Source organism: Candidatus Palauibacter sp. (assembly GCF_965197445.1).
GTDB lineage: Bacteria > Gemmatimonadota > Gemmatimonadetes > Palauibacterales > Palauibacteraceae > Palauibacter.
This window is the reverse complement of the sequence record NZ_CBDANE010000003.1, coordinates 639,642-654,933: the sequence shown is the minus strand read 5'-3', so window position 1 is coordinate 654,933 and position 15,292 is coordinate 639,642. Positions and strand designations below refer to the sequence as shown.

Here is a 15,292-nt window from a genome sequence, read left to right as displayed (position 1 = left end):
GGGCTGCTAGTAGCCGCGCTCCCGGTCGACCACGGCCAGAAGCGGCTCGCCGGCCACGAAGCGCCGCAGGTTCTCGCGGAAGAGGATCCACATCCGCTCCATGTGCCCGTCGGAGTCACCGCCGAGATGCGGCGTGATGATCACGTTCGGCATCGACCACAGGGGGTGGTCCGGCGGGAGCGGTTCAGGATCGACCACGTCCAGGCCCGCCCCGGCGATCCGCCCCTCTTGCAGCGCCGCGACGAGCGCATGGGTGTCCGTCGTCCGCCCGCGTCCCAGCGTGATGTAGAAGGCGCTCGGGCGAGTAAGCCGGAAGAACGCCTCGTCGATGAGCCCATCGGTCTCCGGCGTGAGGGGCAGAGCATTGACGATCACGTCCGCCTCCGGCACCAGCTCCGGCAGCTCCGAGGCCAGCCCGACGCGTTCCACGAAGTCGGGTCCCTCGCGGCTGCTGTTGCGGGTTGCGATCACGCGCATGCCGATCCCGTGCGCAATGCGGGCCGTTTCCGTGCCGATGCCGCCCAGGCCGATGACGAGCATCGTGCGGCCCCGGAGTTCGAGCAGTTCGCTCCCTTCGCCGACGTAGGGAGAGGGCCCGGTGAGCGGCGTAATGTCCCAGCGCTTGTCGCGCTGCAGGTCGAGCGCGATGTGGAACCGTCGGCTGAGCACGAGCGCCATCCCGAGCGCGTGCTCCGCCCCGCCGGGCGCGAAGATGCGCTGCGCGTTGGTGAGGATCAGATCTTCGGCCTCGGCGAAGCCGGGAATCGCCAGATAGCGCTCGACCCCGGCCGAAGCCAGTTGCACCCAGCGCAGCCGGTCGCCGGCCGCGAGGATGTCCGCGTTCAGCGCGCCGAGAACGGCGTCGGCGTCGTGCGCCTCGGCTGCTGCGGCCCGGGCGTTCTCGACGACGACGAGGTTCACGCCCGGCGCGACCTCCGCGAGTTCGGCCGTGCGCCCGGGCCAGAGATCGGCGACAACGATTTTCACGGGAGCTTCCCAGTCAGGAGAGGATCGATCCGGTGAGGGGCCCGGGCGCAGGCCGAGCACCCCGCCCGGTGTGCTCGCGGCGTCCGCCGAGGTCTCCGGCGGCCGATCCGTCCCGCAACCCGCGACCGCCAGCCCGGCCAGCGCCGCGCAGGCGGCTCGACGCCCGAGCTGTGCTACCGATCCCCCCGCATCCGCTCCTGGTAGCGCGCGCCGCTCAGCACGTTCGACATCGCGTAATTGCCTTCGTGGCAGGCGTACTCGTAGAGCAGGTGGTCGAAGCGCTTGAAGGGGACCTGTCCGCCCCAGCTGCCCGTGTACGTCCCGGGGTCGTCGATCGTGAACTCGTACAGGATCGTCTCTTCATCCACGCGTGTGAAGCGTTCGATGACCTTCCGATCCTTCGACGGCGGTACGCCCCGGAATGCGTGCTCGGGGTTGAGATTCGTGGTCTCGACGATGAGCGTTCCGTTTTCCCAGTAACCCCATGAGTCCCCGAACCAGGGGCCGACGTCGCTCTGCCGCGGGAGCTCAGGCTCGCCGGGCTGCTGCGTCGGGTCGCGGAGCGGAATGATCCGCGCGTCGTGGACCATCTCCGCCATGATCACCACGAAGTCCTCGTTCTGGGCGATCGTATAGCTGTTGTTGTACCAGTAGTTGGGGAGCATCGGAGGGCCGGCGCTCGAACCAAACGACACGATGCACCGCTCCGAGAGCGGACGAAGTTCGGGGTGATCGAACTCGCCGAACCGGCTGCGCGTCTCCGCAGCCTCCTCGAGGCGTCGGCGGGCCCCGGGCGTGAGGTCGGGAACGCGACCGTCCGGCGGATGCGTGACGAGAGAACTTCGAGGTTCGCCGTTCACGATCGCCACGCGATCGCCCGGCTCGCGGTAGAACTCGTCATAGCACGTGGTCGCCCCGTCGATGCACACACGATGATCGCCCCCCGGCGGCAGCGCCCGGTCCGGGTCGACCGGGGCCGTGCGCTCGGCGACCGTCTCGGCCTGCCCTCCTTCGATCGCGGCGACTTCTTCCCGGGTCAGCACCGGTCCGCGGCCTTCCGGGCGCTCGAATGGAGTCAGCGTCTGATTGGTCCAGTTCCCCTGAAGGTCCGGGTGTCCGTGGGGCGTAAGCGGGGGCTCCCAGTCGTCCGAGGCGGTCTGCGTTCGCGCCATGTCGGGCAGGAGCAGCGCTCCTCCAACCCCGAGGGTGAGCAACCCGAGCGCGACGTACCTGTTCATCCTTCCTCCTTCGTGCCGGCGTGGAGTTCGCCACACGTCCAATCTGTCCTCCGTGACTCACTGGCGCGAGACGTGGCACGCGAAAGGGCCCGGTCACCCGGGCCCTTTTCGATCAGGCAATGTCAGGACAGCGTGGGCTCAGACGCCTCCGCCTCCGCGCCTCCGCGCGGTCCGGCCGGTAGAGCGACCGCCCGAGGAACCGCTGGAGCGGCCGATCGATGACGTGCCTCTCGAAGACCCGATCGATCCGCTCACGCCGCCGGAGCGGCGGCCGCTGCTGTAGCCTCGGCCGCTGATCACCCGCCCGCCACTGTCGTTATCCGTCCGGATGATCACGGGGCCGTATCCATAGCCGTAGCCGTACCCATACCCGCCGTACCCATACCCGCCGTACCCGTAGAGGGGCGAGTAGCCGAAGCCGTAGCGGGAGTACGGGTACCCCCAGCGAGAATAGCCACCGAAGAACGGATCGTAGTACCCGCCATAACCGAGCCCTGGCCGGTTTTCGTCGTTTACCTCATTCGACAGGGCGAACCGGTCGGGGAAGCTCCGCGCGATCATCATGTCGATGACCTCCCCCGATACGCCGCCATCGGCGAGCTGGATCAGGCGGTCGGCGTCGACCTCGATCGGGCTCTCGTGCTCGACGATCCACGCCTCGATGGCCTCCGAATCAACGTACTCCGCAGCCTCGATCACGTCTTCGACCGAGTAGCGACCGGAAGCCGCGAGCCGCATCGAGCGCACCGCCAGACTCCGGTCGGCCGCGATCTCGCCCAGTCCGACGGCCTCCGCCTCGCTCTGCGTGGCCAGCCGGTATCGGGTTACCCAGGTCAGTTTCTGGTCTCCCACCGTGACAACGCGCGCGTCGATCCAGGCATTGGGCGAGATCATCGCGAACATCCCGCTCGACCCCCGCTCCACGCCGCCGTCGCACATGTGATCCACTTCCATGAACACGCGGCCGGGGCGGGAAGCGAACGCCGCGCGACGCGAGCCATTACATCCCTCGAGGCTCGACTCGCGGGGTTGCCCGTCGGCCCGCACGACCTCGCGGGACACGATCTCCCCATCCTCCACGGAGATCATTTCGACGCCGGCCTCACCGGCGCTCGGCTGGAAGCACAGCAGCGACTCGGGCGCGTCGGTGCTCGTCGACGTACGGACGGGCTGCCAGCAACCCATCCAGGCGAGCCAGCGGTCGTCCATCTCCTGTGCCGCCACATTCGCCAGCGGCCCGGTAACAAGCATCGCGACCGCGGCGACGAAAAGGGCGGAGCCGATTCCGGCAGTTTTCTGTTGAGTCATGAGACGTGACCTCACGGTTTACAGCCGTAGCGAGAAGCCGAGTGCGGCGCGGAGACCGGTCAGGTCGATCGGATCGAACCCGACGAAGTCATCGCCCATATTCGCACTGGCCCAAGAATAGCGGGCTTCAGCGGTCAAAATCCACCTCAACCCGAGTGAGTAGTCGACTCCGGCCGTCGCATAAGCGAGCGCGGAACCGTCGCGCGACGTGAAGCGGTCTACGAAGATGTCGAGCGTCTCGTAGTCGACGAACTCGCCATCCTGCTCGAATTCGTACCACACCCACCCGACGCCGGCGCCCACGAACGGGGCCCACTTGGTGGGAACCCAGGCGAGATCGCTGATCCGGCGTCCCCGGTCCGTCAGGTAGGCCTTCAATCCGACTGTCACCGGCGTTCGCTGGAAGCCCGTCGTCTGCAGAATCGGGAGGTCGTCATCGCCGATGAAATCCCGGGACTCAGAGTCGATCTCACTGTACTCGTAGCCGAAGCCCAGGGAAAAGTCGATGCGGTCGCCGAGTCGAATCCCCAGATCGCCGGCGAAGGCGGCCGAGTTGAAGTCGCCCTTCTCGACCGTGAGTTCATCGCTCGTGAAGTCGAAGATCTCTCCCTCCGCCCGCGGCATCGAATACCCGAACCGGACCCCGATCGTCACGCTCGGACGGCGGAAAAGGAAATCCTGCGCAAGAACGATATCGGCGGCGGCCGCTCCCGCGAGCACCGCGAGAACGACCGCCATCGAGAACCGTTGGACCATGTGCTTCACCCTGCCCCCTCCTGTCCGCGCCCGGAGGCGCCACGCCTGGTTTTTCGATCTCTCACCCCTAACACGAGGCAACGGGCCACCGCGTCACATCCCGGGATGAGGACCGCCAGGCTACGGGCTCCGAACGACCACCGGGGCTTCCTGCTGGACTTCGCCACCGCCCGAATCCCGCGCGGTGACCGTGATGGTCGTGCGGCCCGCGGCCACGGCGCCCACCGTCAGGGTGCTGCCCGAGACCGAGACGCCAGCCACCAGTGCGTTCGCGGTCGTCGCTCCGAATATCAGCGTGTCACCCTCGGGATCGCTGAAGTAGTCGTTGAGGTCGATCCTCTCGGCCTGGCCGGCCGCGAGGCTCAAGGCCGGGAGCGAACGGACGGAAAGGGGAGGCTGGTTCGGCACGGTCACCAGAAAGTTCTGCACGGCCTCGCCCCCCGTGCTGTCCCGGGCGAAGATCAATCCGGCCGCCCTGCCGGTGCCCACGCCGACCACCGTCATGATGCTACCCGACACCGAGGCCCCGGCCACGAGCGCGTTCGATGTCCCGGCGCCGTAGGTGAGCGGGTCGCCGTCAGGATCCTGGAAGAAGCCGGAGACGTCGATCGTGATGTGATCGCCGGCGGCAACAGTCACCGGCGGCACGAGCCCCACGGCCACCGGCCCCTCGTTCGGCAACCCGGGCTCCATCATTCCGTCGTCTTCGCTCTCGATGCATCCGGCGATGAACAGGAGGGAGAACCCCGCCGCCACGCCAACCAATAGTCCTCGACCAGTCAGGTTTCCTTGAACCATTCTCTTTCCCTTTTTTCCTGTTTTAGGGGAGGGCCAGCGCCGCGAGTCCGTCGGTCAGCTGGATGATGACGTACTGCCTTCCCTCGTGAACCCAGCTGGACATGCCGTAGCGGGTGTTGCCCGGAAGCTCCACCTGTCCCACGCGCTCTCCGGTCCGCTTGTCGATCGCGAACAGGTGCGGCGTCCCGTCGCCCGTCTGCCCCGAAGCGAGCAGGAGCGTGGGTGTCGCCACCATGGCGGAGTGGCCTCGGCGGCCCTGATTCGGGTTCACGTCCACCCCCTGCAACAGCGGATGGTCGCGGATCGCTGCCTGCTGCCGCTCCGGCGCGTCGCCGTGCGGAATCATCCACAGGTGTTCCCCCGTGTTCACGTCGATGGCCGTGATGCGGCCGACCGGCCCCTTCCAGATCCGGAGACCCTCCACGGTTGCCTGGTCGGCCGTGTTCTCGGTCACGACCCCAGTCGCGCGCGAGAACTCCGAGTGGGTGACTCCCGTCTGGTCGGGGCCATCCAGCTCCGAATCGATGCCGGGCGCCACCATCACCGGCGAGCACCCGCTGGTGGAGGTGACGAAAACGACACCGTCCACGGGATCGGCCACGGGCGGACCCGTGATGTTGGCGCCGCCCCCGCCGCCCGGGCAGATGAGCGCCGGGCCCTCGCCGTCGGGGTTCCCGAGGTGTGTGGGCGGGTTGAAGAGCGGCGCGAAGAGGTCGTTCTCGCGCGCGTACTGCAGCGCCATCTCGCGCAGTTCCGGCGTGTAGTCGATGAGATCGGCCTCGGTGCGACCCTGCAGATCGTACGGCGCCGGCAATGTCGGGTGAGGCTGCGTCGGAGAAAGCTTCTCGCCGGGCACCTTCGAGGCCGGGACCGGCCGCTCCTCGATGGGCCAGATCGGTTCGCCCGTCTCGCGGTCGAGGGCGTAGAGCCAGGACTGCTTGGTGGCCTGGAAGACCCCCTTGACCGGTCGGCCATCCACGACGACGTCCATGAGGATGGGGGCGGTCGGCGTGTCGTAGTTCCAGATGTCGTGATGCACGAACTGGTAGTGCCACCGGCGCTCCCCCGTCTCCGCGTCGAGCGCGACGATGCTCGTGCTGAACAGATTGTCGCCGGGATGGAAGCCGCCGTAGTAGTCGATCGTGGCGCCGTTCGTCACCACGTACACGAGGCCCAGTTCCGGGTCTGCGGAGAGCGGCGCCCATGCCGACACATCTCCGGTCCACTGCCAGGCGTCGTTCTCCCATGTCTCGTGCCCGAACTCGCCGGGGCGCGGGATGATGTGGAACTTCCACTTGAACTCGCCCGTGCGCGCGTCGTAGCCGAGGATATCGCCCGGGACCATCTCCTTCCGCGTCTGGTTGTAGCCCTGCTGCGCGGAGTTCCCGATGACGACCACCCCGTTGACGACGATCGGCGGGGAAGAGGCGGTGATGTAGCCGATTTCGAGCGGCATCCCCTGATCCGGGTCGTATTCCTGGTTCAGGTTCTCCCAGGGGCCCCAGCCTTCGACGAGGTCCGCGACGAGATCGACCGTGCCGGAGGACGGGAAACCCTCCAGCGCCACGGGCTCACCCCAGTTCTCGAGCGGCTGCCCGGAGTCCGCGTCGAGCGCGTACAGGAAAAACCCGGGACTGATGATGTAGATGACGCCGCGTCCATCGATTTCGGCGTAGGCGACGCCCTTTCCGTACGCCTTCCGCATCGAGTACTCGTGCCGCCAGGTCATCGGTTCGGCGAAGCTCCAGAGGAGCCTGCCCGCGGAGGGGTCGAGCGCGACCACGTGCCGGTTTTCCCCCGTGACCGTGATCATCCTCCCGTCCACGTATGAAGGAGTGGCCCTCGGGGTGCTGGGTCCGAAGCTCGAGGCGTCCCACCGCCAGGCGACCTCGAGGCTCTCGAAATTCGAGGCGTCGATCTGGGTCGCCGGAGTGTAGCGGGTGTGCCAGACATCGCCGCCCATGTAGGTCCACCCGGCCCCCTCGGTGCCCGGGCCCTGGGCCGCGAGCGGACTGCCCGGGACCATCCCCGGGAGGAGGAGGAGAAGAAGGGCGGACGGGCTCCGGAACCGCGAACTCCAATCGTTCTTCATCATGCGTACGCTCTCGCTGTGGTCTTCCACCGCCAAGGGGGGCCGGCCAGTGAACACTCCGAGTGAACACTCCAGGTCAACACTCCATCGTTCACGCACGTTTCCCGGGGCGCAACGGCTGCTTGCACTCAGAGGCGGTTTCTTCGCACTCTATCTAGAGAAACAAGGGGTTGGATCCCGGTGCTCCGGAGGAGGATGTCTCATGCGTGGATCGCGTGATCGTTCGAGCCAGGCCTGGTCGCGTGCGGCGGCCCGGGCAGTCTTCATCGTTCCGCTGACCTTGGGTCTCGCGGTCGGCGCGCTCGCGGCGCAGGGGCCGGCCGCCAACGGCGCGGGGGGCACGAACGGCGCGGCGGTAGACGTCACCTTCGCCCGGGACGTGGCCCCGATTCTCCAGGCAAACTGCCAGATCTGCCACCGGCCGGGCTCCGTCGGGCCCATGCCGCTCCTCACCTACCGCGACACGCGACGCTGGGCCTCCCGAATGAAGGAACTGGTCTCCCAGCGGCTCATGCCCCCGTACCACCTCGACACGGGTGTCGGCATCCAGGACATCAAGGGTGACTGGCGGCTGAGCGAGGAAGAGATCGAAACGGTGGTCGCGTGGGCGGACGCCGGGGCCCCCGAGGGCGATCCGGCCGACATGCCGGCCCCGGTCGACTGGCCCAACGAGCAGAAGTGGCAGCTCGAGGACGTGCTCGGCCCCCCGGATCATGTCATCAAGTCGAAGCCCTTCGACGTGCCCGCCGAGGGCGGCGACACCTGGTGGCGCCCGCGGGTCCCGACCGGCCTCGACGAGGACCGCTGGATCATGGCCTTCGAGACGCGGCCTTCGTTCCCGGCCGGGCGCCAGGTCGTCCATCACGCCATCCCCCGCCTGCTCCGGCTCGACGAAGAGGGCGAGTACCAGCGCATCCAGAGCCTGTCGGAATACGCGATGGGAAAGATCGGGGAGATCGTGCCGACCGACGCCGGACGGCTGTTGAAGGCGAACGACATGATCGAGTGGGACGCCCACTACTATCCCATGGGATATGAAGTCGACGACGATCAGGTCGAACTCGGGATCTGGTTTCACCGGGAAGGGTTCGAGCCGGAGTTCCAGCAGGATCTGAGCCTGTATCCCCTCCGCGGCGACATCGCGCTGGCGCCGGGAGGTACAGCCATGACGCAGGGGTTCCACCGCTGGGACCATCCGGTGAGACTCGACAGCTTCCAGCCGCACGGGCATGTGCACCTGCACGCGATGTCGATCCAGGCGATTTATCCCGACGGCAAGGTCGAACTCGTCAGCATGGTCACGGATTTCGACGCGCGCTGGCACCACAGCTACATCTATGAAGACGATGCGGCGCCGCTGCTCCCGACCGGGACGGTACTCGTCATGACGGGCTGGTACGACAACACGGAGGAGAACGAGCTGACGCCGGACCCGGAGATCTGGTACGCGCGCGGCAGCCGGACGGGCGACGAGATGTCCCACGCGTGGCTCGCCGTGACGCACCTTTCGGAAGACGGTTTCGAGCGGCTGGTGGAGGAGCGGGAGACGAAGCTCACCAGCGACGACAACTGATCCGCACTATGCGCACAGGACATATCGCGGCCCTCCTGCTCGCCGCCCACGTCGCGCCGCTGAGCGCGCAGCAGGTTCAGCGGCTGCCGCTCGCGCCCATCCCGCCGAAGGGCGAGCCGGTCGCACCCTTCTTCGAGGGTTGGTATCGGAACGACGACGGCACCTTCACGCTCTCGTTCGGCTTCTTCAACCTGAACACCGAGCAGATCCTCGAGATCCCGCTCGGCCCGGACAACTTCATCGAGCCGGGCGAGTTCGATGGGATGCAGCCGACGCACTTCCCGGTGCGCCCGCGACGGGACCGGGGCGTGTTCTCGGTCACGGTGCCGGCTCACTACGGGGACGGGGAGCAGCGGCTCGTGTGGACGATCACGGCGAACGGCGTGACCTATTCCGTGCCGGGGCGCGTGGGGGTGTCCGCGCTGCAGCTGGACTACGGGCCGCGGGCCATGGGGTCCGTGCCGCCGATGGTGCGCTTCGACCCGGAGGGGCCCGCAGGCCAGCACGTACAGGGCGTCTGGGGGGAGCCCCGCACGGCGAAGGTCGGGGAGCCGCTGACCCTCCAGCTGTGGACCGACGAGGTCTCCGACCGGGATCCCGAAGACCTCGTGAACCAGGAAGTCGACGTCGAGGTGAGCTGGTTCAAGCATCTGGGTCCGGCCGCCGAGGTGTCGTTCGAACCGTGGCAGATCACGATCGCGGGCGGGACCGGCGAGGCGACAACGGCCGCCGTGTTCAGCGAGCCGGGCGAATACGTGCTGCGGGCGCGCGTCGACAACTGGAACGCGAACGACAGCACGGGCGGCGATCAGTGCTGCTGGACGAACGCCTACGTTCGGGTGACCGTCACCACCTGACCCCGCGTCCCTGCCGCCACAAGGAGGCGTCATGGCGGACCCGACTCGCCGCGCCATCGCAGCGCCCGTCAGCCGGCTGTGGCCGCTCGTCGCACTCGCCGTCTTATCTGTGGCGTGCGGCAGTCCGTATCCTCCTCCGCCCGAGACCGCCCGGGCCCCCGTGGCCGACACGCTGCACGGGGTCACGTTCACCGACGACTACCGGTGGCTCGAAGACCAGGATAGCCCCGAGACGCGCGCGTGGATCGCGGAGCAGAACGCCTACGCGGAACAGATCGTCGGGGACACACGCCTGCGGACGGAGCTGGAGGGGCGGCTGCGCGAGCTGATGGACGTGCCCGGGGCGATCTTCCCGCGGCGTGCGGGTGACCATGAGTACTTCTCGTTCCGAAAGCCGGGTCGCGAGGTGGGGGCCATCTACCGGCGACCGGCGAGCCCCGCGGAAGATGGGGACCGGGGCGGTCCGCTGGACCCCGAGGGAGAGTTCGAGGTCGTCATCGACCCGCTGGAAATTCGGGATGACGGCACTACCAGCGTGAGCATTCAGGATCTGTCGTCCGATGGCGGCCTCATGATCTACGCCATCCGCGACGGCGGACAGGACGAGAGAGAAATCCGCGTCCGGGACCTCGCCACCGGTGAGGACCTTCCGGACCGCCTGCCCAACTATCTGTACGGGAGCATCGCCTTCGACTCCGATGGCACCGGCTTCTACTACAGTCGCCGGTCGCGTGAGACGGGCGCCCGGATCCGATATCACCGGCTGGGGACCGACATGGAGGAGGACGAGGTGTTGTTCGGGGAGGGGCACGGGCCGGAGCGGTTCGTCAACTTCTCGCAGGGCGGCGATGGCCGGTGGCTCGTGTACACCGTCCAGCACGGCTGGGCGCGCACGGACGTCTACCTGCACGATCTTCGCTCCGGGACGGCGCCCACGCCGCTGATCGTCGGCGCTCCGGCCCGCTTCAGCGCCCGCTTCGTCGAGGACGAACTCTTCCTGCTCACGAATCTGGACGCGCCGAACAACCGGCTTGTCGCGCTGGACCTCGACGATCCCGCCCCGGACCCGGCCACCTGGCGCGAGGTTCTGCCCGAGGGGGAGGACCTCCTGACCGGGTACCGGATCATCGACGAGCAGATCTACGCCGACTATCTGCACAACGTGAGCAGTCGGATCGTCCGCTACGACATGGACGGGACGCGGACGGGCGAAATCCCCGTGCCGGAGCATCACGTCGCGACCCTGCGCCCGTGGGGTGAAGGACGCGCGCTCCTGACCCTCAACTCTCTGGTCACGCCGTCCACCATCGTCGAGATCGATCTCGAGACGTTCGAGATGGTGGGGGACGAGCCGTGGCTGCCCTCGGAGGTTCCCTTCGAGGGCTCAGACTATGAGCTGAATCAGGTCTGGTATACCTCGGAGGATGGAACCCGGGCGCCGATGTACGTCGCCCACAGGAAAGATGTGGAACCGGACGGAGAAACGCCCACGCTCCTGTACGGGTACGGCGGCTTCAACGTGAACCTGCTGCCCCGTTTCGACGCCCGGGCCGCGGTGTGGATGGAGCGAGGCGGCGTGTACGCGATCGCGACCCTGCGCGGAGGCGGCGAGTTCGGCGAGGAGTGGCACCGGGACGGAATGTTGGAGAACAAGCCCAACGTGTTCGCAGACTTCATCGCGGCGGCGGAGTGGCTCATCGACAACGGCTACACCGACCCGGAGCGGCTCGCGATCCGGGGCGGCAGCAACGGGGGGCTGCTGGTCGGCAGCGCGCTCACGAAGCGGCCGGATCTGTTCCGCGCCGTCTTCTGCGGCTTCCCCGACCTGGACATGGTGCGCTTCTACCAGTTCACGCACGCGAACAACATGCCGGCCCTGCTGGAATACGGGAATGCGGCGGTCGCCGAGGAGTTCGGGGTGCTGCGCACGTTCTCGCCCTACCAGAACGTGCGGGACGGCGTCGACTACCCCGCGGTCATGCTCACGCAGGGAGATCTCGACACGCGGGTGCCCCCGCTCCAGGCCCGGAAGATGGCGGCGCGACTGCAGGCGGCCTCCACCTCGGGGCTGCCGGTCATCCTCGACTACGACCCGCGGGCCGGCCACGCGGGGGGCCGCACGTTCAGCCGCAACGTGCGGAACACGGCGATGGAGCTCGCTTTCCTGCTACAGCAGCTGGACGCTTCCGGAAGCTGAGCCTTATCGAGCGAGTTTCAGGCCGCGGGCCTCGAAGCGGCGGAAATCTCCCTCGTCGGTCGTGGCCAGCCGCGCCCTCCGGCCAAGCGCCGCCGCCGCAATCATGCAGTCGGGCAGAGATCCACGCCGCCGCCCGGACTCGTTGAAGAGACGTGCGGCTACGGCGGCATCGCTCCCGGTGAAATCGATACGGGGACCCACGATACCATCGGCCACTCGCTGCTCGGATGCGGTGAGCGGGCCGCACAGGAACTCCGCCCACGCGACCGCGCTCATGCCGACATTTTGATTCGCGGCAACCCAAGCCGACAAGGCGTGATCCTCTGATGATCCGGCACTCAGCGCCCGGATCAAGAAACCAGTATCGAGATGGATCATTCGCCGCGCGCCTCGTGCGCCGGAGGGGACATCGTCCAGGCCCGGCGTTCCGCCCGGACCTCTCGCACCCACTGGTCAAGATCCACTCCCCGGCTCCGAACGCTGTCCTGAAGCTGCCGAAGCGCCGCCAGCGGCCCATCGGCGACGCTCTCATCCCTTGCGGCGGCCGCTCTGATCGCGCGGCGCACCACTTCCGACTTGGAAGTGTTCCAGCGCGACGCCAGCTCTTCGAGCATCCGCACGGTTTCCACATCGAGCGAGTACGTTGATTTGATGGTTGTAGTGGCCATAACGCCGAGGATATGGCCATACTCTCCATGCGTCAAGCCGCTTCAAAGCCTGAGTTCCGCTTGAGCCGAGGAAGGCGCATCCTTCTCGTCACACGCGATCCCCTTCGATCATCCTCCGAGACTTCGGCAAGGGAACCCTGATGGCCACAGCCCGGCGCAGGACCTACCAACTCAGAGTTGCGCTCAGCGGTGCCAAGCCACCTATTTGGCGCCGTTTTCTCGTGTCGCCGACGGTGGCGTTGTCCGAACTGCACGAGGCGCTGCAGGTCGTCATGGGCTGGGAGAACAGCCACCTGCATATGTTCCGGAAGGGAGAGCGGCGCTACGTCGTGCCGAGTCCCTTCGATGACGATTTCGGGACGCTGGGCCTGGACGCGCGGAAGATCCGCCTTGGCCAGCTTTTGGGTAAGCCGAAGGACTGGATCGCGTACCTGTACGACTTCGGCGACAGCTGGAGGCACCGGGTCACGCTGCAAAAGATCCTGCCTTACGACCCGGCGGTCCGCCTCCCAGTGTGCATCGCGGGCAAGCGGAGTTGCCCGCCGGAGGACTGCGGCGGACTGTGGGGCTATTACGAGATGCTGGAGGCGCTGGGTGCCCCCGGTCATGAACGGCACGAGGACATGGTGGACTGGATCGGCAGCTTCGACCCCGACGATTTCAGCATCGACGACGTCAACGCCCAACTGCGCGCCCGCTGGAAGTAGTCGGGCAACTAGCAGGCCGTGGCAGAAGCCTGCCAGACCTCGGGGCGGAAGGGACGCGCTGAGGGCCGCAGCCATCCTTGTGCCCTGTGCTGGGATCCAGCTGCTCCCGGCTCGCCGGGCCGTTCGCGCCAAACGACCCGGTGGCGATGGCGCGCCACCGGACGCTCCGATGCCAGCCCGGCGGACACCCTGATCACTACAGAGATCCTCGACTACGACCCGCGGGCCGGCCACGCGGGGGGCCGCACGTTCAGCCGCAACGTGGCCCGGATCGTTCTCGTTTGATATCTTGATGATATCTGATCGATATCATTCATCGCGAGAGAATCGACCCATGCCGAACCTGGCGCTGCGAGGGATTCCCGCAGACCTGCATCGAGAGCTCAAGGAGGCAGCGATCCGCAACCACCGCAGCCTCAACGGGGAAATCGTGGCGCGGCTGAGCGCCTCGGTGCGCCCCGCGCCGGTCGATGTCAAAGCCCTCCTTCATCGAATACAACTCCGACATGAGATGCTTGGGACTCTCGACCTGAGCGAAGACAAGCTTCAACGGCTCCGGAACGCCGGGCGGCAATGATCGTCGTCGACACCAACGTCATGGTGCATCTGGTTGTTGGCGGGACGGACGGCACGGACGCGGTCAGGCTCCTCCGGAGGGACCCGGAATGGGCGGCGCCGGCCCTCCTGATGAGTGAGCTGAGAAACGTCCTTGTCGGCTTCGTGCGGGAAGGCGCCATGACCCCCGAGCAGAGCAAGGCGATGTTGGACGATGCGTCCTCGGTTCTGGGCGACCGCCTGGCCACCGTGTCGGGCACACAGGTCATCGACGTTGCCCTCGAGTGCGGCCTCACCGCCTACGACGCCGAGTTCGTGGCCGTAGCGCGGAGGCTCGGTGTCCGTCTTGCGTCTCTGGACCGGAAGATCCTGCGGGGCGCACCCGATGTGGCCGTTCTCTTGTCACGGCTGGCAGGTTCACGGGACGACACATCCCCCGGAGGGTAGGCAACTACCGCAGATCCGGTGGTCACGGCCCAGTCTCCGCCGACTCTGGACGCCCGTGCCGGCGGCGGAGAGAGTCGCGCCTCTGTCGGTAGTTCGCGTGGTCCGGCCGTTCGTCACGGCCGCCACGGTCGTCGCGAGGGTCGGAGAACCCCGTCAGGTGCACGGTGACGTCATCCGCCACAAGGGCGCCCCCGATCGCACCGTCGGCGACGATCCCCACGTCGCGGCCGAGGCCGACGGCCGGGTAGTCGTCGAACGAGCCCTCTCGCAGTCGGTCGAGGAAGCCGCGGGCTCCGGAGAGAGGTGCCGCTTTGACGGCCTCGGCCCGCCGTGCCAGCGCGTCGACGGCGTAGCTGCGCACCAGCCTGGGGAGGAAGGCGGCGAGCGTCCCCGGCCGGTCGAACACGTCCAGGCCGTAGCGCCGCTCACCCACGGCGAAGATGGCGCCGACCTGCTCCGGGGCGGGGGCCACACCCCGCACATAGTCGTCCAGCGTCTTCTCGTGGCGGTCGAAGATCGCGCTCATCGCTCCGGTCTCGGAGGGCGCGGCCATGGCGTCGGCCGTCTCATCGATGGAACTCCAGACCCGGCCCTGATCGGAATGCCGCGTACCCGTCGTGCGCATCGACTCCTGTACGCTCCGGTATCGCTCCGCCCGCCCGCTCGCGTAGTGCATGCGCTCGGACACCTCGAAGTCGGGGCGGTCGTAGGACCAGCGGCCGGCTTCCACGCACGAGACGGGGATGATCGTCGTCTTCCCTGCCGCAGCCAGCAGCGTGAGGTTGGCGACCCGGTTCTGCTTGGCGCCCACAAGCTCCTCGCCGTCGACGATGAGCAGCGGACGGTCCGCGCGGTTCTCGACCGCGAGGTCGGGCACGCTCCCGCCCTCGGAGACCTCGGTCACAGACACGAGCCCCTTCTCCAGTCCCTCCGCGAGCATGAGGTAGCTCAGGGAAGGGCGATCCTCCGCGGTGAGGGGGAAGACGGTCAGTCCCCCGTGGAAGGTCGGCTCTCCGATGCCGAGACTCGAAATTGCGGTCCTCACTTGGTCCATCTGTCGACTCCTCGTATGTTGTCAGTGTTGATACTCTGTTGACAGTAGCGCGGCT

The 15,292-nt window shown here is 67.4% G+C and carries 15 protein-coding genes; 6 read left to right on the top strand and 9 right to left on the bottom strand.

The window, feature by feature from the left end; all coding sequences use genetic code 11:
* Positions 1-6: 6 nt before the first annotated feature.
* From ACN9M6_RS03595 to ACN9M6_RS03570, 6 genes are all read right to left on the bottom strand, one after another.
* Positions 7-987: a D-2-hydroxyacid dehydrogenase gene (locus tag ACN9M6_RS03595; protein ID WP_419161536.1), complete on the bottom strand. Its 981-nt coding sequence runs from the start codon at positions 985-987 to the stop codon at positions 7-9.
* Between the two features lie 173 nt (positions 988-1,160).
* Positions 1,161-2,225 carry a hypothetical protein gene (locus ACN9M6_RS03590; protein WP_419161535.1) on the bottom strand — a complete coding sequence of 355 codons (1,065 nt, stop codon included), beginning with the start codon at positions 2,223-2,225 and terminating at the stop codon, positions 1,161-1,163.
* 138 nt (positions 2,226-2,363) lie between these two features.
* The gene (locus tag ACN9M6_RS03585; protein WP_419161534.1) at positions 2,364-3,533 is read right to left on the bottom strand and encodes a hypothetical protein; all 1,170 of its coding nucleotides are present in this window, start codon (positions 3,531-3,533) and stop codon (positions 2,364-2,366) included.
* An 18-nt stretch (positions 3,534-3,551) separates the two neighbouring features.
* The gene (locus tag ACN9M6_RS03580; protein WP_419161533.1) at positions 3,552-4,298 is read right to left on the bottom strand and encodes a hypothetical protein; all 747 of its coding nucleotides are present in this window, start codon (positions 4,296-4,298) and stop codon (positions 3,552-3,554) included.
* Between the two features lie 111 nt (positions 4,299-4,409).
* A complete protein-coding gene (locus tag ACN9M6_RS03575) occupies positions 4,410-5,045 on the bottom strand; it encodes an Ig-like domain-containing protein (protein ID WP_419161599.1) in 636 nt (211 codons plus the stop codon).
* A 64-nt stretch (positions 5,046-5,109) separates the two neighbouring features.
* Entirely contained in the window at positions 5,110-7,182 is a 2,073-nt protein-coding gene (locus tag ACN9M6_RS03570) for a PQQ-binding-like beta-propeller repeat protein (protein WP_419161532.1), read from the bottom strand.
* Positions 7,183-7,381: 199 nt separating this feature from the next.
* Here ACN9M6_RS03570 and ACN9M6_RS03565 point away from each other — a divergent pair, with 199 nt between their 5' ends.
* Genes ACN9M6_RS03565 through ACN9M6_RS03555 form a run of 3 tightly spaced genes read left to right on the top strand, consistent with a single transcriptional unit; the run spans position 7,382 to position 11,806 of the window.
* On the top strand, positions 7,382-8,752 hold the full coding sequence (locus ACN9M6_RS03565) for a c-type cytochrome (protein WP_419161531.1): 1,371 nt from the start codon (positions 7,382-7,384) through the stop codon (positions 8,750-8,752).
* Between the two features lie 8 nt (positions 8,753-8,760).
* Positions 8,761-9,609 carry a hypothetical protein gene (locus ACN9M6_RS03560; RefSeq protein ID WP_419161530.1) on the top strand — a complete coding sequence of 283 codons (849 nt, stop codon included), beginning with the start codon at positions 8,761-8,763 and terminating at the stop codon, positions 9,607-9,609.
* A gap of 31 nt (positions 9,610-9,640) precedes the next feature.
* Positions 9,641-11,806 (top strand): prolyl oligopeptidase family serine peptidase, encoded by a 2,166-nt coding sequence (locus tag ACN9M6_RS03555; protein WP_419161529.1) that lies wholly within the window; start codon positions 9,641-9,643, stop codon positions 11,804-11,806.
* Positions 11,807-11,809: 3 nt separating this feature from the next.
* Here ACN9M6_RS03555 and ACN9M6_RS03550 read toward each other — a convergent pair whose 3' ends face one another.
* Positions 11,810-12,184, bottom strand: a complete 375-nt coding sequence (locus ACN9M6_RS03550) for a type II toxin-antitoxin system VapC family toxin (protein ID WP_419161528.1) — start codon at positions 12,182-12,184, stop codon at positions 11,810-11,812.
* Positions 12,181-12,474: a ribbon-helix-helix protein, CopG family gene (locus ACN9M6_RS03545; protein WP_419161598.1), complete on the bottom strand. Its 294-nt coding sequence runs from the start codon at positions 12,472-12,474 to the stop codon at positions 12,181-12,183. The genes ACN9M6_RS03550 and ACN9M6_RS03545 overlap by 4 nt, the downstream gene beginning before the upstream one ends.
* A gap of 140 nt (positions 12,475-12,614) precedes the next feature.
* Here ACN9M6_RS03545 and ACN9M6_RS03540 point away from each other — a divergent pair, with 140 nt between their 5' ends.
* The 3 genes from ACN9M6_RS03540 (at position 12,615) to ACN9M6_RS03530 (ending at position 14,183) form a co-directional block, all read left to right on the top strand.
* Positions 12,615-13,181, top strand: a complete 567-nt coding sequence (locus tag ACN9M6_RS03540) for a plasmid pRiA4b ORF-3 family protein (protein WP_419161527.1) — start codon at positions 12,615-12,617, stop codon at positions 13,179-13,181.
* Between the two features lie 334 nt (positions 13,182-13,515).
* Complete coding sequence (locus ACN9M6_RS03535; RefSeq protein ID WP_419161526.1) at positions 13,516-13,758, top strand: FitA-like ribbon-helix-helix domain-containing protein; 243 nt, start codon at positions 13,516-13,518, stop codon at positions 13,756-13,758.
* Positions 13,755-14,183, top strand: a complete 429-nt coding sequence (locus tag ACN9M6_RS03530; RefSeq protein ID WP_419161525.1) for a type II toxin-antitoxin system VapC family toxin — start codon at positions 13,755-13,757, stop codon at positions 14,181-14,183. Before ACN9M6_RS03535 ends, ACN9M6_RS03530 begins: the two co-directional genes overlap by 4 nt.
* 22 nt (positions 14,184-14,205) lie before the next feature.
* Here the strand turns inward: ACN9M6_RS03530 and ACN9M6_RS03525 are convergent, their stop codons facing one another.
* On the bottom strand, positions 14,206-15,237 hold the full coding sequence (locus ACN9M6_RS03525; RefSeq protein WP_419161524.1) for an ARPP-1 family domain-containing protein: 1,032 nt from the start codon (positions 15,235-15,237) through the stop codon (positions 14,206-14,208).
* Positions 15,238-15,292 lie beyond the last annotated feature (55 nt).